General features: G+C 42.5%; 21 protein-coding genes. 15 read left to right on the forward strand and 6 right to left on the reverse strand.

Translation table 11 applies throughout. The annotated features are described in order from the left end of the window. The first annotated feature begins 77 nt into the window (after positions 1-77). A complete protein-coding gene (locus RG47T_RS14600; protein WP_074490155.1) occupies positions 78-1,040 on the forward strand; it encodes a GlxA family transcriptional regulator in 963 nt (320 codons plus the stop codon). Between the two features lie 74 nt (positions 1,041-1,114). Beyond that, a complete protein-coding gene (locus RG47T_RS14605) occupies positions 1,115-1,933 on the forward strand; it encodes a DJ-1/PfpI family protein (protein ID WP_083627416.1) in 819 nt (272 codons plus the stop codon). 35 nt (positions 1,934-1,968) lie between these two features. Here the strand turns inward: RG47T_RS14605 and RG47T_RS14610 are convergent, their stop codons facing one another. Further along, the gene (locus tag RG47T_RS14610; protein ID WP_074490156.1) at positions 1,969-2,535 is read right to left on the reverse strand and encodes a Crp/Fnr family transcriptional regulator; all 567 of its coding nucleotides are present in this window, start codon (positions 2,533-2,535) and stop codon (positions 1,969-1,971) included. 226 nt (positions 2,536-2,761) lie between these two features. Here RG47T_RS14610 and RG47T_RS14615 point away from each other — a divergent pair, with 226 nt between their 5' ends. The 7 genes from RG47T_RS14615 (at position 2,762) to RG47T_RS14645 (ending at position 7,656) form a co-directional block, all read left to right on the forward strand. Continuing rightward, positions 2,762-3,469, forward strand: a complete 708-nt coding sequence (locus tag RG47T_RS14615; protein WP_074490157.1) for a type 1 glutamine amidotransferase domain-containing protein — start codon at positions 2,762-2,764, stop codon at positions 3,467-3,469. 139 nt (positions 3,470-3,608) lie between these two features. Then, entirely contained in the window at positions 3,609-4,154 is a 546-nt protein-coding gene (locus RG47T_RS14620) for an RNA polymerase sigma factor (RefSeq protein WP_074490158.1), read from the forward strand. Continuing rightward, positions 4,135-4,404: a hypothetical protein gene (locus RG47T_RS14625; RefSeq protein ID WP_139235686.1), complete on the forward strand. Its 270-nt coding sequence runs from the start codon at positions 4,135-4,137 to the stop codon at positions 4,402-4,404. Before RG47T_RS14620 ends, RG47T_RS14625 begins: the two co-directional genes overlap by 20 nt. Before the next feature lie 10 nt (positions 4,405-4,414). After that, positions 4,415-5,101 (forward strand): ATP-dependent Clp endopeptidase proteolytic subunit ClpP, encoded by a 687-nt coding sequence (clpP, locus tag RG47T_RS14630; RefSeq protein ID WP_074490160.1) that lies wholly within the window; start codon positions 4,415-4,417, stop codon positions 5,099-5,101. A gap of 119 nt (positions 5,102-5,220) precedes the next feature. Continuing rightward, complete coding sequence (locus tag RG47T_RS14635; RefSeq protein WP_074490161.1) at positions 5,221-5,649, forward strand: MarR family winged helix-turn-helix transcriptional regulator; 429 nt, start codon at positions 5,221-5,223, stop codon at positions 5,647-5,649. Between the two features lie 21 nt (positions 5,650-5,670). Further along, positions 5,671-6,273, forward strand: coding sequence for an isochorismatase family protein (locus RG47T_RS14640; protein ID WP_074490162.1), 603 nt, complete (start codon positions 5,671-5,673; stop codon positions 6,271-6,273). A gap of 6 nt (positions 6,274-6,279) precedes the next feature. Further along, a complete protein-coding gene (locus RG47T_RS14645; protein ID WP_074490163.1) occupies positions 6,280-7,656 on the forward strand; it encodes an MFS transporter in 1,377 nt (458 codons plus the stop codon). A 19-nt stretch (positions 7,657-7,675) separates the two neighbouring features. On the opposite strand, the gene RG47T_RS14650 is transcribed toward RG47T_RS14645, so the two are convergent. Further along, entirely contained in the window at positions 7,676-8,248 is a 573-nt protein-coding gene (locus RG47T_RS14650; protein ID WP_074490164.1) for an NADPH-dependent FMN reductase, read from the reverse strand. Positions 8,249-8,510: 262 nt separating this feature from the next. Between RG47T_RS14650 and RG47T_RS14655 the strand changes: the two genes are divergently transcribed. The 5 genes from RG47T_RS14655 to RG47T_RS14675 all read left to right on the forward strand — a co-directional run bounded on the left by RG47T_RS14655 (position 8,511) and on the right by RG47T_RS14675 (position 14,008). After that, a complete protein-coding gene (locus RG47T_RS14655; RefSeq protein WP_074490165.1) occupies positions 8,511-9,524 on the forward strand; it encodes a fatty acid desaturase in 1,014 nt (337 codons plus the stop codon). Between the two features lie 355 nt (positions 9,525-9,879). After that, entirely contained in the window at positions 9,880-11,100 is a 1,221-nt protein-coding gene (locus tag RG47T_RS14660; protein ID WP_074490166.1) for a hypothetical protein, read from the forward strand. A 4-nt stretch (positions 11,101-11,104) separates the two neighbouring features. Then, complete coding sequence (locus RG47T_RS25565) at positions 11,105-11,527, forward strand: QcrA and Rieske domain-containing protein (RefSeq protein WP_083627417.1); 423 nt, start codon at positions 11,105-11,107, stop codon at positions 11,525-11,527. A gap of 6 nt (positions 11,528-11,533) precedes the next feature. Continuing rightward, the gene (locus RG47T_RS14670; RefSeq protein WP_074490167.1) at positions 11,534-12,610 is read left to right on the forward strand and encodes an imelysin family protein; all 1,077 of its coding nucleotides are present in this window, start codon (positions 11,534-11,536) and stop codon (positions 12,608-12,610) included. 24 nt (positions 12,611-12,634) lie between these two features. Further along, on the forward strand, positions 12,635-14,008 hold the full coding sequence (locus RG47T_RS14675; protein ID WP_083627418.1) for a di-heme oxidoreductase family protein: 1,374 nt from the start codon (positions 12,635-12,637) through the stop codon (positions 14,006-14,008). Between the two features lie 112 nt (positions 14,009-14,120). Here RG47T_RS14675 and RG47T_RS14680 read toward each other — a convergent pair whose 3' ends face one another. From RG47T_RS14680 to RG47T_RS26115, 4 genes are all read right to left on the reverse strand, one after another. After that, positions 14,121-15,539: a glycoside hydrolase family 125 protein gene (locus tag RG47T_RS14680; RefSeq protein ID WP_074490168.1), complete on the reverse strand. Its 1,419-nt coding sequence runs from the start codon at positions 15,537-15,539 to the stop codon at positions 14,121-14,123. A gap of 327 nt (positions 15,540-15,866) precedes the next feature. Next, positions 15,867-16,358, reverse strand: coding sequence for a hypothetical protein (locus RG47T_RS14685; RefSeq protein ID WP_074490169.1), 492 nt, complete (start codon positions 16,356-16,358; stop codon positions 15,867-15,869). A gap of 9 nt (positions 16,359-16,367) precedes the next feature. After that, positions 16,368-17,330, reverse strand: coding sequence for a heme-binding domain-containing protein (locus RG47T_RS14690; protein ID WP_074490170.1), 963 nt, complete (start codon positions 17,328-17,330; stop codon positions 16,368-16,370). A 12-nt stretch (positions 17,331-17,342) separates the two neighbouring features. After that, the gene (locus RG47T_RS26115; RefSeq protein ID WP_171972536.1) at positions 17,343-17,501 is read right to left on the reverse strand and encodes a hypothetical protein; all 159 of its coding nucleotides are present in this window, start codon (positions 17,499-17,501) and stop codon (positions 17,343-17,345) included. Between the two features lie 122 nt (positions 17,502-17,623). On the opposite strand from RG47T_RS26115, the gene RG47T_RS14695 reads away from it, so the two are divergent. After that, a partial coding sequence (locus tag RG47T_RS14695) for a TonB-dependent receptor (RefSeq protein WP_216351062.1) occupies positions 17,624-19,915 on the forward strand: 2,292 nt, incomplete at its 3' end.

Here is a 19,915-nt window from a genome sequence, read left to right on the forward strand (position 1 = left end):
CATTTAATAAACGCTGCATAAATTGCTTAATTAAACTAAGGTTCTGCCTTTTAAAAACGATTAACTAATTTTAGCCCATGCAGCCCAATCAGCAATCTCCTATTCAGGCAGTATTTATGGTACCGCCCAAAGTTCATTTGCTTGATATTACCGGCCCTGCGCATATTTTTTATGAAGCCGCCTGCTATGGTGCACCTGTAAAATTGCTCTTTAGCACCATTGCCAGCCAACAGACAGAGGCCGTGAGCAGCAGCTTGCTGGCCTTTCACCAGTTAACGCCTTATGATAAACTGGCTTTAAAACCCGGCGACCTGATATTTGTACCGGGGCTGGATAAGTCGCTATTATTAGAAAACACCTTTATAGATAGCACCCGCCCGTTTCAATACTGGTTAAAAGCGCAGCATCAAAACGGGGTAACTATCTGTTCTGTATGTACAGGCACTTTTTTGCTGGCTGCTGCCGGATTGCTTGATAACCGCAACTGTACCACACACTGGAAATATGCCGATCGCTTTAAAAAGCTACATCCCAAAGCAAGACTGCAAACTAACCGGCTTTTTGTGCAGGAAGATCGTATTTATACCAGCGCCGGCGTGTCATCGGGTATTGATTTGGCATTATACCTGGTTGAACAGATCTGGGGTGCACACTTTGCAGCGCAAATAGCCAAAGAAGTGGTAATTTATTTCCGCCGCACTATTGATGACCCGCAGTTGAGCGTTTTTACCCAATACCGCAATCACCTGGACAACCGTATTCACCAGGTTCAGGATATTTTATCGCAGTCGCTCGAGCATAAACTTTCTATAGATCAGCTGGCTGCCGAAGTCAACATGAGTGCACGCAACCTTACCCGCTCATTCAAAAAAACTACCCTAATTACCATTGGCGAATACCTTGATAAACTGCGCACCGAACGCGCCGGGCAGCTTATTAATGAAGGCCATTCTATACAGGCCGCCGCGCTGCATTGTGGCTTAAAAAGTGCTAACAGCCTTAGGCATCTGCTCAATAATCAGCATTCGCTTTCCCAATAATAATGGCCTGATACTGCACCTTGTTGTCCTTTTTTGATGTTTTGCAGCGCATACATTTGATAAAAATATCATTTATGAAAACGTTGTTATACCATCATTTATTAATCTTCTTTAGCATAATTACTATGTTTCCGGCTTTTTCACAAACCAAAGCTAAAACAGCCTATTTCTGTGAACCTTGCGGCAATGAATGTGACCGCATTGCTTTTAACAAACCAGGTAAATGTCCGCATTGCGGAATGGCCCTTAGTTTGCAAAGTGTGGCAACGCACGAAAAAAACATGAATTTAAAACGGTTGAAAGTACTTTTTTACCTGCAAAACGGTGTAGAGGTGTTAGACTTTGCCGGCCCTATGGAAGTATTTTCTTACGCTGGTTTTGATGTGGCCGTGGTATCAAAAACTAAAGATCCTATTGTTGCGCAGGGCGTGTTAAAGATCATTCCCCAATATAGTATTGACGATGCCCCCCCTGCTGATATACTGGCATTTTTTGGAGGTGCTGCAGGCAATGCAACAAATGATCCAGCGGTAATTAAATGGGTACAAAATGCGCCCAAGCCAGAATATTATTTCTCTGTTTGCACAGGCGCATTTATATTAGGCAAAGCAGGCATGTTAGATAATTTAACAGTTACAACCTTCCATGAGAGTATAGAAGAGCTCAGAAAAGCCTTTCCCAAAGCCAAAGTACTGTCAAACGTACGCTTTGTTGATAATGGTAAAATAATAACCACAGCGGGTATCTCGGCAGGTATCGACGGCGCTTTGCACCTGGTTGAAAAAGTACGGGGCCGGGATGTGGCTGTACAAATTGCCAAATATATGGAGTACGATAAGTGGGTGCCTGCGCAAGGCCTGGTAGTGGATAAACAAATAGGTACTGCTAAATAATAGTTGCTCACAATAAACATATAAGCAAGCCGCCCTTATATATTAGAAAGCCGGCTCAGGGTTTCTCTCGATACCCCAAGGTAAGAGGCTATTAAAGCCTTAGGCACACGCTGAAATAGCACAGGATATTGCGCAAACAGTTTCTGATAGCGCGATTGGGCGTCGTTGTTTAATAATGATAAAATGCGTTGCTGCAAGCCAACATAGCCCGCTGTAGTTTTCACTCTAAAAAAATGCTCCATAATAGGAAATTCCTCGCAAAGTTTCTTTTTGCTCCCGGACGACAGGCTAAGCAACTCCACATCTTCCAGGCAATCAATATCAAAAATGGCGTTTGTTTGTGTAATTAGGGCATGATAATCAGAAATCCACCAGTTTTCCATAGCAAACTGTATAATATGCACCTTACCGTCTTCATTGGTGTAAGATGATCTTAGCAAACCGCTTATCACAAAATACTCATGATCTATCAGGCTACCAGCCTGTATTACAAACTGGTGCTTTTTCAACCTTTTTACGGTAAAATGCAGCAGGATCTGCTCAAATTCTGTATCTGTTAAGGTGATGATTTCTTCTAAATGTTTCCTGAAAACGACATTCATGATTATTAAATATAGGCGCAATATAGGTAGAAACTCAGATATGCCGGGATTTTGGTGTGATCTGCATCACACCAAAATCGTGATCTACATCCTTAATTGAGGGATAATTTCTTTGCATCTTTGACTAAACATTAACATTATTAAATTCAAAAAAAACTTTTTATAACATCACTATTATTACTTATTGCTGTTGAAGTACATAGTCAGAAATTTTAATAAACATACCATGAACAATATAAAATCAAAAAAAGTACTTATCGTAGTTACCTCATTTGATGAGGTGAAAAGCACCGGCCACAAAACCGGTATCTGGATAGAAGAATTTGCTACCCCTTATTATTTACTAACCGGACAAGGTATCGAAGTAACTATTGCTTCGCCCCAAGGTGGCAAAGCTCCAATAGACCCTAAAAGTACGCTACCAGATTTCACTACCGATGACGTTAAACGCTTTTTTGGCGATGAGGATGCACAAAACAGGTTAAACAACACCATTAAGTTAACCGATGTGGACGCTGCGGATTACGACGCAATTTTTTACCCCGGTGGCCACGGCCCAATGTGGGATTTGCCGGAGGATGTAAAATCGATTGAACTGATCCAATCTTTTTACGAAGCCGGTAAGCCGGTAGCATTGGTATGCCACGCCCCTGCTGCATTGCAAAATGTGAAAGCCAAAAACGGAGATCCGTTAGTAAAAGGCAAACAGGTAGCAGGTTTTACCAATACCGAAGAAATTGCAGGCCAAAGTACCGCCGAAGTACCATTTATGCTAGAAGATATGCTGATAGAAAAAGGTGCAAAATATGCCAAGGGTGCCGACTGGCAACCGTTTGCCGTTGTGGATGGCAATTTAATCACCGGGCAAAACCCAGCTTCATCGCACTCTGTTGCAGAAAAAATCATTGCTGCTTTGGCAACACAAGTGTCGTAAGCAAATACTTTAATCCTTCTCTAATAAAACCCCGGGCTCATTAGTCCGGGGTTTTGTTTTTTTGTCGCGACCAAATAAATTTTAATTTTATGGGTGATATATTGCTGCTAACTTACACTTGTTATTAAAAGCATTATTTATGGAAGCGATAATGATTTCCGAAAATACCAAGGCAGCGCGGGAACAGGTATTTATAACATTGTACCAAAAAGCATTCCCGGCTGTGGCGGGGTACATCAGCAAAATGGGAGGCTGCTTTGAGGAGGCCAAAGATATTTTTCAGGATGCGCTGGTGATCTATTATGAAAAAGCGGCAAGCGGACAGATTGCCATCCAAACCAACGAGAAGGCATACCTGCTGGGCATTTCCAAAAATCTGTGGCTGCAAAAGTATCGTACCGATAAGCACAATGTGCCAATCGATGGCTTTTGTACCAATGCCGTTGACGAAACAGAAACACTACCTGCTACAGAAAAACTAATACACTACCTGGAAACCGCCGGGCAAAAGTGTATGGAAATATTAAAGGCATTTTATTACGATAACCTGCCCGTTAATCAACTGGCAGAACTGTTTGGCTATACCAGCACCCGGTCGGCCACGGTACAGAAATATAAATGTTTAGAGAAAGTAAGGGACGCCGTTAAACAAAAATCATTGACTTATGAGGACTTCCTTGAATGAGATTAAGCAGATAGAGGATCATCTTTTTCGGTTAACCCCTCCGGAGGATTCCTTACTATTTGAAGCCAAAATAATTTTAGACAGTAACCTGCGTAGCAATGTTTTGCTGCAACAGCAAACCTATATGCTTGTACAGCAATACGGCCGCAAAACTTTAAAGGCCGAAATTGACGCCGTCCATCAGCAGATCTTCACCAATCCGGAGCATAAAAACTTCGTCAGTAAAATACTGAGCTTCTTTAAAAAGTAACCACACCATCATGAATATTAATCAAAATGAATTCCGCAAATATGCGGTGGGGCATCGCCATGTGCAAAGTTTACATGTCGACCGTTTTATAGCACAAGTCAGCACCAGCTTTACCCCTATGGGCATGACGCCCCATATTATGGAAGAGCGCCAGCTAAACATTACCCAAATGGATGTTTTCTCGCGCCTGATGATGGACCGGATTATTTTTCTGGGCACAGAAATTAACGATCAGATCGCCAATATTATCCAGGCGCAACTCCTGTTTCTGCAATCTGCAGATGAAAAGCGGGACATCCAGATCTATATCAACTCGCCGGGTGGCTCTGTTTATGCCGGGCTGGGCATTTACGATACCATGCAATTTATTAAACCCGATGTGGCTACCATTTGTACCGGGCTGGCTGCCTCTATGGCCTCTGTACTCCTTTGTGCCGGGGCAGCGGGCAAGCGCGCCGCATTGAAACACTCGCGGGTAATGCTGCACCAACCTTTAGGTGGCGTGCAAGGCCAGGCATCTGATATTGAAATTACCGCCCGCGAGGTATTAAAGATTAAGAAAGAGCTTTATACCATTATATCCGACCATAGCGGCCAATCGTACGAAAAAGTTCATGAGGTATCAGACCGTGATTTCTGGATGGTAGGCCACGAGGCCAAAGCGTTTGGGATGGTTGATGAAATATTGGGCGAATAATTTACCCTATTTCTTCTACCACATTTATAAGCCCGGAACCTTTATTCCGGGCTTTCTTGTTTATATAAAATACAAACGTTAATTTTGTAAGGTAAACTTATTAGTTTACCTTATTGTTTATGAAAAATAGCGAACTGGCTTCATCCCTCAGAGATACTGCATCGAGGATGCACAAAAGGCTTAAAAGGGAAATTAAATCTGCCGATAATCTTTCATTGACAGAAATTACTACGCTTTCTTACTTATATCAAAATGGTGAGTTATTCCCTTCTGAAATGGCTGAGATAGCAATGGTAAAGGCTCAATCCATGTCGCAGGTAATCACCCATCTGGATGAATTAAAACTAATAACTAAAACTCCCTCAGAAACTGATAAAAGGAAAGTGGCTATTTCCTTATCAACATACGGCAGGCAAATGGTTGAGCAAACCCGCTACGAGCGCGATAAGTGGCTGGATGGCGCCATTGAACAAAACCTCTCTGCCGCGGAGAAAAAAACATTACAAGAAGCTGTTGCACTGATGAACAGGCTGGTTGAATCGAAATAATAACCCCTAAAATATAATAACATGATAACTGCAATTGACGCTAAAACTGCGCTGGTATTAATTGACCTTCAAAAAGGCATCGTTAGTTTGCCTACAGCGCATCTAACATCACAAATAGTAGAAAAATCGGCGCAACTGGTGGCTGCTTTCCGGAGCAAAAACCTGCCGGTAATTATTGTTAATGTAAACCCGCTTGGCGCTAAATGGACCCAAGCCAGGGTTGAGCAATCAACCGCGCCCAAAGGGGAAGAAGCCATTGCACAAGCCAAAGCCGCAATGGAGCAATCCGGTTTTTTTGATATTGTACCAGAGATAGCAAACATTACCACACCCGATGATATTTTTATCACCAAAAATACCTGGAACGCTTTTTATAATACCGTTTTACATGATAGCCTGCAAAGATTCGGGATTACCAACATTGTACTGGCTGGCATAGCCACCAGTATAGGTGTAGAAGGCACCGCAAGAGCTGCCAGCGAGCATGGTTACAACATCACCTTTGCACAAGATGCCATGACGGATATGCATTTATCGGCTCATGAAAACAGTGTAAAAACTATTTTCCCGCGTATAGGTGAGGTTGATGATACAGCCGCCATCATTAGCATGCTAACTCAATAAACAAACATGCCAAACGAAGTAAAAGAAGAAGTATCGTACCGGTTTATGTTGCCCCTAATACTGGGCACCATGATGAACCCGCTGAACTCTACCATGCTGGCAACGGCATTACTTACGCTGTGTAATTCTTTTAAAATAAGCATTGGGCAGGGTGCTATACTTATTACTTCGCTTTATGTAACCGCCACTATTGCCCAACCGCTTATGGGGCGGCTGGCCGATATTTTTAGTGCCAAGAAGATTAATTTACTTGGTTTTGTTTTGGTATTGATTGCCGCTTTAATTGGCGTGTTCGCGCCTAGTTTTCCATGGCTTATTTTGTCGCGCATTATGCTTGGGTTGGGTACTTCTGCCGCCTATCCATCGGCAATGGCGCTCATCAGCAAAAAATATACGCTGGAGGGCAAACCCGTACCGGGCAGGGTATTAGGTATCATCGCCGTATCGGCACAGGTAAGTATGGTTTTAGGGCCCGTATTGGGTGGCTTGCTTGCCCAGTGGTTTGGCTGGCGGGGTATCTTCTTTATCAACATCCCCTGGGTGCTTTTAGCGCTTTATCTATCAAGGGCCATCCCAGATTATGGTTCGGCTCCCGCAGACCGCAGCATTAGCTTGTTTAAACGGCTGGATGTACCGGGCATCATTATCTTCAGTGCATTCTTGCTTGCACTTTTGTATGTGCTGATGAGCAATAGCTTCGCCTTATTATCGCTTGTTGCCCCGGTTATGCTGCTAGTTGTACTGATATTTTGGGAACGCAGCCAGCAATCTCCTTTTATTGATGTAAGGTTACTGGCCAATAAACCTGCTTTATTGCTGGTATACATCCGCGCACTGGCTACCACTTATGTTTTGTACCAAATACTATATGCCATGCCGCAATGGCTGGAAGCTGTTAAACACATGAGCCCCGCCAATACCGGTTTAATGATGCTGCCCGAGTCGGCCATGGCGATGCTGATGGGTTATTTAGTTTCTAAAAGCACCAAAGTATTCAGGCAAAATTTATGGGGTGTATTAATTATGCTGCTTACCTGTATTTGCTGGCTTACCTTAAATGAGCAAAGCAGTATATGCTACATCTTCCTGGTTACATTAGTAATGGGTACCGCAGAAGGTATTAATATCATTGCCAACCAGGCACTTTTAAATACAGAAGCACCGCTGGCCCAAAAAGGTGTTTCTTTCGGCTTATCCAGAACGTTTGGTTATCTGGGCGCTATCATTTCCAGTTCGCAAATCAAGGTGCTATTCCATACAGGGGTAACAGACCATAGCTTCCATATAATTGGCTATACCGTGCTGTACTCTTGTGCTGCACTGGTTTTATTGTTAATACCCCTATGGCTGCGTACACGCAACAACAGCAGGGTTGTAGTTTAGCTACAACCCCGGTTATTTATTACTTATCTTCTTTAATACTTTTTAAGCCTTTGGTCCAGCGCAGCAACTGGTCCAGCATAATTTTTGCGTTGCCAATTATCCTTTCATTGGGTATAAAGGCGCCTTCTTCCGTAAGGTATTCATTCAGCATGGGTATATTCACCATCTCTAATAGCGATACCACTTTTAATGATAACAAATCGGCCTTTAAACTCGATACCGCCCTTACCCCTGCAAAGGGGCCGATAGAATAACTTACCATACCGGCAGGTTTAAAAGCCCACTCATGTACCAGGTACTCTAATGCGTTTTTCAGCGATGCCGGGTAACTGTAGTCATACTCGGCGGTAACAAAAATAAAGGCATCGGCTTCATCAATCTTTGCGCTCCACTGTTTGGTATGCTCGTGTTCGTATTGCTTCATTACCGGGTGTACAGCCTCATTCATTAATGGCAGATTAACTTCACCAAGGTCCAGCAATTCGGCTTCAAATGCGCCGTGCCGGTTTACCTGCTCTGTTATCCACTGGCCTACTAATGGCCCTTTTCTGCCTGGGCGAACGGTAGCTGATATTACTTTTATTTTATACATACTATTGTAGTTTTATATTGATGGTTTAATTGCAAATGTAAGCGCGATGCTATTTGCCTTACTAACTTATAACAAATACAAACTACAACAAAAACACAAAATTGATGTTTAATTTTAATGCGTTACGAATCCATTGAATGTAACACAGTACTTTCTATAAAAATTTTGTCGCCTGCCGAATATTTATTTCATCAAAAATTCATAAAAGGTAAGTACAAAAGTTTATTTTTAGCGTAATTTGCTTTTATTGTTTCTATAATTTATGATAAAGAAAACTGATTTTGTATACTCAGAAGAGTCTGAACCACACCGCATCCGTACTAAAAAAATGCTTAAAGAGTTTCCGCACATCCGCGAACTCATTGGCAAAAACCCGCTAACCATCTTCGCTATATTAGGTGTAGTAGCTTTTATGGTTGTATTGGCATGGTTGGTACGCGATCAATCGTGGTGGGTAGTGTTTTTAGCAGCTTATTGTTTAGGTGCCTTTGGCGATCACGCATTGTTTGTTTTAATACACGAGTGCGCACACCATTTACTGTTTAAAAACAGATCAGCCAACCGCTGGGCAGGTATTATTGCCAACATCCCGCAAATTTTCCCAAGTTCAATCTCATTCGAATATTACCATATTAAGCACCACTCTTTTCAGGGTGTGCATGAGCTGGATGCCGATTTACCAAATCACTGGGAGGCTAAACTAATAAACAACTCGTTTTTTGGCAAAGCCTTGTGGTTATTATTTTTCCCTATTTTTCAATTAACCAGATTATCGCGCTTAAAAGAAATTAAAGCATTTGATAAATGGGTTGCGGCTAATTATTTAGTACAAATAGCCTTTACTACCGTAATATGGTACTTTATGGGCTGGCATGCTATTGCGTTTTTATTGCTTAGTTTCTCATTCTCTGTAGGTTTGCACCCGCTAGGCGCACGCTGGATACAGGAACATTATTTAACCCACAGCGATGAGCAGGAAACTTACAGCTATTATGGTGGCTTAAACCTGGTGGCCTTTAACGTAGGTTTCCATAATGAGCACCACGATTTTCCTTCTATCCCATGGAACAGGTTACCGCAGATTAAAAAGGCAGCACCGGTTTATTACGATACCCTGCATTCTCATAAATCATGGACGATCTTATTTTTCCGTTTCCTGTTCGATCGTGAGATCTCGATGTTTAACCGCATCCTGAGAAAAGAACGTGGTAAGGTTGCATTAACAGATGTATCGAAACCCGATCTGGAAATGACAAAGGTGCAGGAAGTAGCTTAAATATACCTTCACAATACTGAAATTTAAATGCCAAAGGCTGTGCAATCGCGCAGCCTTTGGCATTTAAAAACATCCATAACCTAACTAAACTTTTAAGCACCTTAATGCAATAAATCAGGCTAGCCGCAAAGCTAAAAAGGATATTAAAATTTATTAAATCTATTTAAATTACAATCAAAAAATTCAGAATTTCTTCATAATTCATTGTAATATTCCCGCGAGGCAATATCCATTGATTTGTATAGATTAATTTTCATACAACTGACATATACGTCTGTAAATCAGCTTCTCAAATGCCTATTCTTATTTGGATTTAATCTAATTATGCATACTTTTGCTCGACATATTATAATCGATGCAAAAAATATTTACGTTCGTCTTGTTATTATTTTCTTCATTAAGTGTGTTCGCACAGCAACCTGTAGCAACAACTTCAGAAGATTCATTATCACGCAACCTTTCTAAAACATCTACTACCATAGGCGGGTATGGTAATGCTTTTTATCAACGCAATTCTAATTTAGGAACAGCCCGTGCCGACCTGGAGCGAGGGGTACTTTTCTTCGGGCACAAATTCAACAGCCAGATCTCTTTTTTCTCTGAGCTGGAAATTGAGGATGCCAAAGTAGCCGGCGGCCAAAACGGCGGCGAGGTAAGCTTCGAACAAGCGTATCTTAAGTTTAACCTTAATGCCAACCAATACATAGTGGCTGGTTTGTTTATCCCCCGCATTGGTATACTGAACGAAAATCACCTGCCTAATACCTTCAACGGTAACGAGCGTAACTACGTAGAAACTTTTATTATCCCCGCCACATGGCGCGAACTGGGTGTTAGCCTGTATGGCAGCCTCAACCGCTTACCCATCAATTACACCATCGGTATTATGAACGGTTTAAGTTCGGCTGCATTTACACACGGCACCGGGCTTATTGATGGCCGGTTTGAAGGCCGTAATGCATCGGCCAATAACCTGGCAGTTACTGCATCGCTGCAATATTACGCGGGTAATTTTAAAGCACAACTCTCCGGCTATTATGGTGGTACAATAGGTGCAAGTAAAAGAAAAGCTGATAGCCTGGGTTTAAGCTCAGGCTTATTTGCAGTACCGGTAGCCCTGGGCGAAGCCGATGTACAATACGCACACAACGGTTTTTCGGCTAAAGTTTTAGGCACTATCGTTTCTATCAAAGATGCCGCAAGCATTAACCGTGCTTACGCCAACAACACGCCCGAAACAGAGTATGGCGCTTATGCTGAATTGGGCTACGATTTGTTGTATAAACTGATTCGCCATTCGCATCCTCAGCAACTTATTTTATTTGTGCGGGATGAAAAACTGGATATGAATTCAAAAATCCCCAGCAACGGAATTACAGATGGCACGCTCGATCAAAATTACGTAGTAACAGGGTTAACTTATCTGCCTATTCGTAACATAGCTTTAAAGGCAGATGTACGCATAGTGCATACCGGCGCACAAAACCCTAATCTGATTATTAACCCCAACCCGGCAACAGTACCATATCAGCAAGAGAACAATCTGATTAATCTGGGTATGGCTTTTTCATTTTAAAATTATGGAAAGAAGAGACTTTTTGAAGCAGACCTGTGCATTATGCATGATAGCCAGTGCAGGCGTAGCTATTGGCAGCCTGGCATCTTGCTCTACACTCCCTGTTTATCAAACCGCTATCAGCAACCAAACGGTTACTGTACCGGCATCTCTTTTTGAGAAAAGCAATTTGCAGATCATTCAGCCTAAAAACCTATACTACAATATAGCGCTGAAGAAAGAAAACGACGGCAGCTACACCGCACTATTACTGCGCTGTACACATGCCGATAACCAACTGATAACTACAGGTAACGGTTATAAATGCACACTGCATGGCAGTGCCTTTAACCAGGAAGGGCAAGTAACCATTGGCCCCGCAGAAAAGCCTTTACATAAATACCCAACAGAAATTAATAACGGACAAATAATTATACACTTATCATAAATAGATATGAAAAATAACTTACTCTCTCTCTTAACCTGTGCTGCTGTACTTGCATTTAGCAGTTGCTCAAAATCGAGCAAAGACGATGTGCAAACAACAGATGCTACCTTAGAAACCAAGGTAATTACAGACTTTACCAGTGTAGTAGCCAACCCGGATTATACCGACCTGCAAGCTAAAGCCTCACTTTTAAATACAGCCGTAACCACATTGGTTGCCACCCCAACCGATGCCAACCTGCTTGCAGCACAAACAGCGTGGAAAAATACCCGTGCACCATGGGAGGCTTGCGAAGGATTCTTGTTTGGCCCGGTTGAAGATTTTAACTATGACCCTACTATGGATAGCTGGCCGGTTGATAAAAACGAACTTGATGCTATATTAGCCAGCAATAATGCATTAGGGGTTACCGATGTTAATGCCCTGCAAGACACACAAAAAGGTTTCCACGCTATTGAGTATATTATTTTTGGTTTAGGTGGAACTCAAAAAGCAGCAAATATTACTGCACGCGAAAAGATATATCTTACCTCGCTTACCCAAAGCCTGTATAATACTGCTACACAGCTACAAAACAGTTGGTCGGCCTCGGGCGGCAACTATACCAAGCAAGTAACCACTGCAGGTAGCGGAAGCACCGTTTTTGCTTCGCGTAAAGATCTTTTTATTGCCCTGGTTGGCTCAATGGCCGATATTTGCAACGAAGTTTCGACCTCAAAAATGCAAACACCACTGGTAGCACAAGATTCTTTACAGGATGAGTCGGCTTTTTCGCATAATTCAATTGCCGATTTTAAGAACAACATTACCGGCATTTATAATGCTTATATGTGTACTTATAATGGTGCAACAGGTACTGGCTTAAACCAGCTGGTGGCTGCAAAAAATGCGGCATTAGACCTTAAACTGCGAACCCAAATGCAAGCTGCAATCGCATCATTCAGCACTATTACTACCACTTACGAAAAGGCTATTTACACCAACCAGTCGCAGGTAAAAGCGGTACAGGCTGCTATAAACACCCTGCACGATTCGCTGGATGGCGATTTGACAACCTTCGTTAACACAAATATTAAAGACTAATTAAGCCACTAAGGGCATATATACGTGAGAAAAATTAAGGTTATCGGGATTTTATTATTACTGGTGGTTTTGATGGTGCAATGCCAAAAATCATCAGTATTGCCTGCTGAAGATTATGATGATCGCCTTTCCGGAGGTGGAGAAACGGTTTTTAATGCTACCAGCCATGCCTTTAGCCAGATGTTTACCGGCATGGGTACCTATGACAATTATGTACATTCACTGGGCGACGATGTTTTTAGCCGTTCTTTTGTTTCGGCCCCTGCCCCTATCAACAGTGGCTTAGGCGCATTATACAATAACGTATCTTGCATATCGTGCCACCATAATGATGGTATCGGTTTACCCACAGCCGGCGAGCTGCAGTCATCACTATTGGTTAGGATCAGTCAGCCGGGTACAGATGCCAATGGCGGCCCGCTTGCCGTGCCGGGATATGGCGTGCAACTGCAGGACAAAGCTGTTTTCGGTAAGCTGCCGGAGTGTAAAGTTAACATCAGCTATACCTACAATACTTACACTTTAGATGATGGCACAACTTACGAGCTGCGCACACCTACTTATACTTTAAGTAATTTATATACGCCAATAGCAAGCAGTTATATGCTTTCGCCACGTTTGGCCCCGCCAATGATTGGTTTAGGTTTGTTAGAAACCATACCTGAAAGCCAAATTGTTGCCGGTGCCGACCCCAACGATAGCAACGGCGATGGTATTAAAGGCAGAGCCAATTATGTATGGGATGTGAATACCAAAACCAGGCTTTTGGGCCGCTTTGGATGGAAAGCTAATACAGCAACAGTGATAACACAGGTTGTATCTGCCTTTAACCAGGATATGGGTTTAACCACCAGCATATTACCTGTAGAAAACAGCTTTGGCCAGCCACAGTATGATGGGCTGAAAGACGACCCTGAAGTTGCCGATACCATTGTAAATGCCGTTAAGTTTTACGCCCAAACCTTGTGCGTACCCGCCCGCAGAAACACAACAAACGCTACCATTAAACGCGGCGAACAATTATTTGCCCTGGGCAAATGCGTTAATTGCCATAAGCAAACCTTTACAACAGGTGTAGATGTATCGAGGCCATATATATCCAGCCAGGTAATTCACCCTTATACCGATATGCTGGTGCATGATATGGGTGCAGGCCTGGCAGATAACCGGCCAGACTATTTAGCAGGCGGGCAAGACTGGCGTACGGCTCCATTATGGGGGCTGGGGTTGTTTGAAACCATTAATAGCCCGGGCTATTATCTGCATGATGGCCGTGCACGTACCTTAACCGAAGCCATAATGTGGCATGGCGGCGAAGCAGAAGCATCAAAAGCATACTTCTCGCATTTGAGCACTGCCGATAGAAATGCGTTGTTGGCGTTTTTAAAATCGCTGTAGAAATATTTCAGTATAAAAGAACAGTCCCTGCCGTTAAACAGCAGGGACTGTTCTTTTATATAGCCCTGTCATTCAGAACTAGGTTATGAATGACAAAATGGGAGTAGGCAACCTACCCCAACAATTGCGGCTTAGCTTTATAAGTCTCCCACAAAAATTCGCCAAAGAGGGTGTTAGCCCAGGCAAACCACTTACGGGTAAAAACTTTAGCATCATCTTTATGGAATGACTCGTGCATGAAACCGGTACCGGCATGGGTAGCCTTAAGGGTATCAATACAGAATTTGGTTTCTTTATCATCTATACTGGTTAGCCCGCGCATAATAACGCCGAGTGTCCAGATCATATTTTTACCGGCATGCGGGCCGCCAATACCCTCAGCTGCTTTGCCTTTGTAATAAAATGGGTTATTGGTTGATAACAGCATCTTACGGGTGTTTTGATAAACTGGATCATTAACTGATACCGCACCGATATAAGGTAAGCCCAGTAAACTTGGCACATTGGCATCATCCATTAAATTAAAACTGCCGTATCCGTTTACTTCGTAAGGATAAATTTTACCATAAGTTGGGTGATCCATCACGCCATATTTTTGAAGCGCCAGCTCTACTTCGGTTGCCAGTGCAGCTAATTCGGCAGATAGGGCATCGTCTTTACTGATCGCTTTGATCATTTCGGCAGCCTGTTTTAAACTTACCACCGCAAAAAAGTTAGATGGGATTAAAAACAGGTAAATAGTGGCATCATCGCTCGGCCTGAAGGCAGAACAGATAAGGCCAACCGGGTTAACAGGGTAACCAAAACCACCAAGCGGCACACTATCTAACGACCAGGCTGTTTTACGCTGAAAGCTGTAAGGCCCGTCGCCATCTTTACGCTGCTGCTCTTTAAAGGTTTTTAAGATCAGGGCGATGGATTGTTTCCACTGTGCGTCAAACGGCGTGGTATCGCCGGTTAATTGCCAGTATTTATAGGCCAGGCGTATAGGGTAACAAAGCGAATCGATTTCCCATTTACGCTCATGGATACCGGGCTGCATTTTAGTTACATCGTCTGCCCATTCCCCTACTTTATTCGGGTCATCATAAAATGCATTGGCGTAAGGATCTTTCAAAATACATTTAACCTGGTGATTAATTACCCCGGCTATTAACTGCTGTAATTTCTGATCCTGCTTAATAAAGCCAATATAAGGCCAAACCTGCGCACTGCTATCACGCAGCCACATGGCATCAATATCACCGGTAATTACATAAGTATCCGGGCGGTTATTTTTAGTGGTGTACGTAACCGTGGTATCCAGCGTATTAGGGAAACAATTTTCCATTAGCCAGCCCAGTTCAGGGTCTTTCACTTTACTTTTAAACTCTGTTATCGCCTGCTCTATTACTTTGCTGTTAAAACGTCTTTGAGCAGCGGCAGTACGCACTACCGGGTAAGCCGGTGCAGCAGCCATGGCCATTTGTTTGCTGAGTAATACCCCCCCGCTTAACAAGCCCGCGTTTTGTATAAATGTTCTTCGTTTCAAGATAGTATATTGTGGTTTAACTTATTGCCTTCGAAAATATAACTATATAAACACAATTTCATTTTTTGACAGGCATTTTTTTGTTTGCAATGTATCAAAATATCCATTAACGCTTATCCAGCCAGGCTAAAAAACAGGATACTATACAAACAGCGAATACAAAAACGCGATAGAAGAATCGGCAATAAGTTCGGCTATGGTAATATGCAGTTGCAGTATTTTGGGTATAGATGCCAGCACCCCCATAAACAGTGCACTAAACCAAATTACACGTGCCGATACGGTAAAAACTTTTTTATTTGTCGCGTTTTACATATTCGGCAAAAATCATGGCATTACAGAGGGTTTCTGGTCAAATATATACTTAATCCTTTCGGCGTTGTGCAGGGTATCTGCAATTGGCGACAGGTTTTTACCTTCCAGGTGCGTGTAAGCTATGGCTACCTTTCCACTGGCATCAGCAGCAGTTTTAATCATTTCTACCGATTGCAGATTGCCCGGTATTTTGGCACCGAACCAGCGATCATCGTCTTGCTGTTTCCAGGTAATCAGCGCAAACGCTTCGCCCGCCTTAACATCATCGGCACCGGCAATAGCATTATCCAGGGCTTGTTTATTACCATACAATGTTGACATGGTACCCAGTTTTTTATTAATAGACAATGTTACAACTTTGTACCCCAAAGCCGTAAATTTAAGCGAATCGGGCAGCGACGCCCTGGCATTAATAGTACCCGCATTGTTATTATTGGCACTATCGCCACAGGCATACAGTATGGCTACCATGCCTGCCATTATGATATAGGTTAATTTTTTCATAGCTATTACTTAGTGTTTAACAGGCATGGTAAATACAAAATCGTTGTTGCTCATTGGGCGATGGCAGTTTACGCACTCATTGGCAAACAGTGCATTGCCCGCTGCATAAGGCACCATTTTAGGGGTTTTAAATCGCGCAAAGCCCCAGCCTTTGGTCGATGCATATTTATGATCGTCTTTGATCATGTATTCCACCTGTTTAAAGGCACCGGTTTTTACGTTACCCGCGGTGTCTTGCAACTGGTCCCACGCTACTTTGGCAAATATGGTTCCGTTGGGCCAGGGGTTAATATGGTGCTCTTTAACGGCTTTAATGGCTATATCATTACCAAAAATTACGCGCATGGTGCCGTTATCAAACCGCTCGGTAGTACTTATTACCTGCCAGTTTTTATAATCGGGGATGTAGGCAATGCCGTTGGGTTCAACGGGCAATTTGGTGTGGGCAGTTTTGGCCTTTTGCCATTTCTGGTACTGCTTATCCAAGGCATTGGTTTTTGAAGTATCGGCTGGTTTGCTGTGCACCATAACGGCAAGGTAAGCTTTCAATATGGCCAGGTCACTTGCGGGTACCTTAGCCTCTGTATGCACCATTGTATAACTCTTTATCGGCATAGCACCTTCGGCTATCTGGTTTACGGCCTCCCATAGCTTGGCTTTCTGATCGGCCGGGGCCATGTTTTTCCAGTTAGAAAAATTAAGGCCTTTGCGGCCATCCTTAACATGTTCGGCAACTTGCCAGTATATCGGCTGCACCTTATCATACCAACGTAAGTTGGTTTGGTTAGAGTGGCAATCGTAACAAGCGCGTGTTATAATATTTTTTACTTCAGCCGGGGCTTCAAAATCTGCTTTAACGGGCGGGCTATCAATTTGTGGGCGGGCAAACTGGATCAGTATAAAACATACGCCTAGTAAGGCAACTATAAAAAGCAATTTAGTTTTAAGTGGCCGTTTGTTTTTTGTACTCATGTTTATACCTTTTTATACAAATGAACCTAAAGCTAAGCTTATTACATCAGCAAAAACGCTGAGCACGGCAAATGAGTAGTTAAGTACGGTATTTCTGCTGCTTTGCTCATTAAAGCACACTAAATTACTGTTTACTATAACGATATCGTTAAATATTGCAAATACTATCATCTTTATTTGGACTTATTCTAAATAAGAATAACTTTGCAAAAAAAAGCCCGGCATTAAGTCTGCAAACTTCAACCGGGCAAACAATATTGATTCTTCAATCAGTCTATTATCTAATCAAAATTATGCAATTTGAACAAAAATCTACATACGCCTCTTTAATCTCTAAAATCAAATTCGTCACTGCAATTGTAGCTTTGATTATGGCGGCAACAAACTTTGCTCTGGCACAGCAAGCAGCAACCGGCACTATCAGGGGCTTTGTAAAAACATCAGACGGCACCCCTGCCGAATTTGTGACCATTGCTTTAAAAGAAACCAACTATGGTACTACCGTTAATACCGAAGGCCATTACGCCATAAAAAATATTAAACCTGGTACTTATACTGTAGTAGCAAGCTTTGTAGGTTTAAATACCCAAACCAAACAGGTAATTGTTGTAGCTGGCGAAACCATTGTTGCTGATTTTACCCTTAATGAAAATAAAAAGCAGCTGGAAGAAGTTTATGTAAAAGATTATAAAGCCAATAAGTTTTTACGTAAAGAAACTGATGATATTGCCAAGCTCCCTTTAAAAAACCTTGAAAACCCGCAAGTGTACAGCGTTGTTACCAGCGAGCTGATACAGGAGCAAATAGTAACCAACTATAACGATGCCTTTAAAAACATACCGGGTGCAGGTATCCCTCTAGTTTATAATAATGGCCGCAGCTCGCAATTATCACGCGGTTTTACTACAGCAAATCTGGTACGAAACAGTATTTCGGGGTTTGATTATAACAGCGTTGACCCGGCCAACCTCGAAAAAATAGAGGCTATTAAAGGCCCGTCTGGTACGCTGTTCAACAGTAGTGTTACTTCTTTCGGCGGCCTTTTTAACCGGATCACTAAAAAACCTTATGATACTTTTGGTGGCAACATTGGTTACGTTGCCGGTGGTTTTGATTTAAGCAGGTTTACTGCCGATATTAACACGCCGCTAAATAGCGATAAAACCATCCTGTTTCGTGTCAACACGGCATTGCATAGCGAGCATAGTTTCCAGGATGCCGGTTACACACGCAGTGTTTTTGCCGCACCAAGTTTCATTTTTAAAATAAACGAAAGGCTTATTGTTTCGCTCGAAGCCGAACTGAGTAACTATAGCGCTACATCGGCCTATCGTTTAGCTACTTATAACAAAAGCATTTATCATAATATTAAAGACTTACCCATTGATTATGACCGGTCTTTTGCCAATAATAACCTTAACTACACTTCGAAACAATATGACATATTCGGATCAATTAATTACAAGATTTCCGACAACTGGAAATCGCAAACTGCATTTGTTAAAACATACTCAACTACCAACGGCTATGTAACCCAGCTTACATTAACCAGCGATGCCTTGATCAGACAAAATATTATTAAAGAGGACTTTCCATATTACGGGGTTGATATCCAGCAAAACATTATCGGTGATTTTAAAATTGCAGGTTTAAGAAACAGGTTGGTTGTTGGTGGCGATTATTATAACCAGAAAAGTACCCCTGCCCAGGTTAATGTAAATATGACACCTATCAATTTTACAAAACCCGGCCTTGCCTACAATAACTTCACGCCAGATAAGGTATCGGCACTAATGGCTGCCGCAGCCCCGGTGTTAACCAATTATACCAAAACCAATCAAACCACCTATGCCGCCTATGCGTCTGATGTAATTAATTTTACTGATAAATTAAGCGCTATGCTAAGTTTACGTGTAGACCGTTTTGAAAATAAAGGCACCTATTATGCCTACAATGATTCTACTACAGGCAAGTATGGCCAAACTGCCCTTGCCCCTAAATTCGGGCTGGTTTACCAGGTGATAAAAGATAAAGTTTCGTTATTTGGAAATTACATGAACGGTTTCAGCAACAACGGCGGAACTGATTATACCGGCGGAACTTTTAAGCCATCGCAAGCCAACCAGTGGGAAGGCGGAGTAAAGCTTGATTTATGGCAGCACCGTATTAGTTCTACCATTAGCTATTACGACATCTCGGTAAGCAATACCCTGAGGCTTGACCCCGACCCTAACCATAGCGGTTTTAACATACAAGATGGTACACAACTAAGTAAAGGCGTAGAGGCCGAGTTATTGGCTAACCCGGTTACAGGGTTCAACATTGTGGCTGGTTATGCTTATAACAATAGCAAATACACCGCCGGCGATGCTTCAATTTTAGGTTTACGCCCTGCAGCATCCGGCCCGGCGCGTATAGCCAACTTATGGATGAGCTACCAGTTTATGAATGGACAGGTTAAAGGTTTAGGATTTGGCGCGGGTGCCAATCACGGCAGTAAAGCGTACCAAACCAATACGCAGACTTTTAAATTTATAATACCCGCCTATACACTTATTGATGCTACGGCATTTTATGATCGCCCT

The sequence above is a fragment of the Mucilaginibacter polytrichastri genome, assembly GCF_001911425.1.
Taxonomy (GTDB): domain Bacteria; phylum Bacteroidota; class Bacteroidia; order Sphingobacteriales; family Sphingobacteriaceae; genus Mucilaginibacter; species Mucilaginibacter polytrichastri.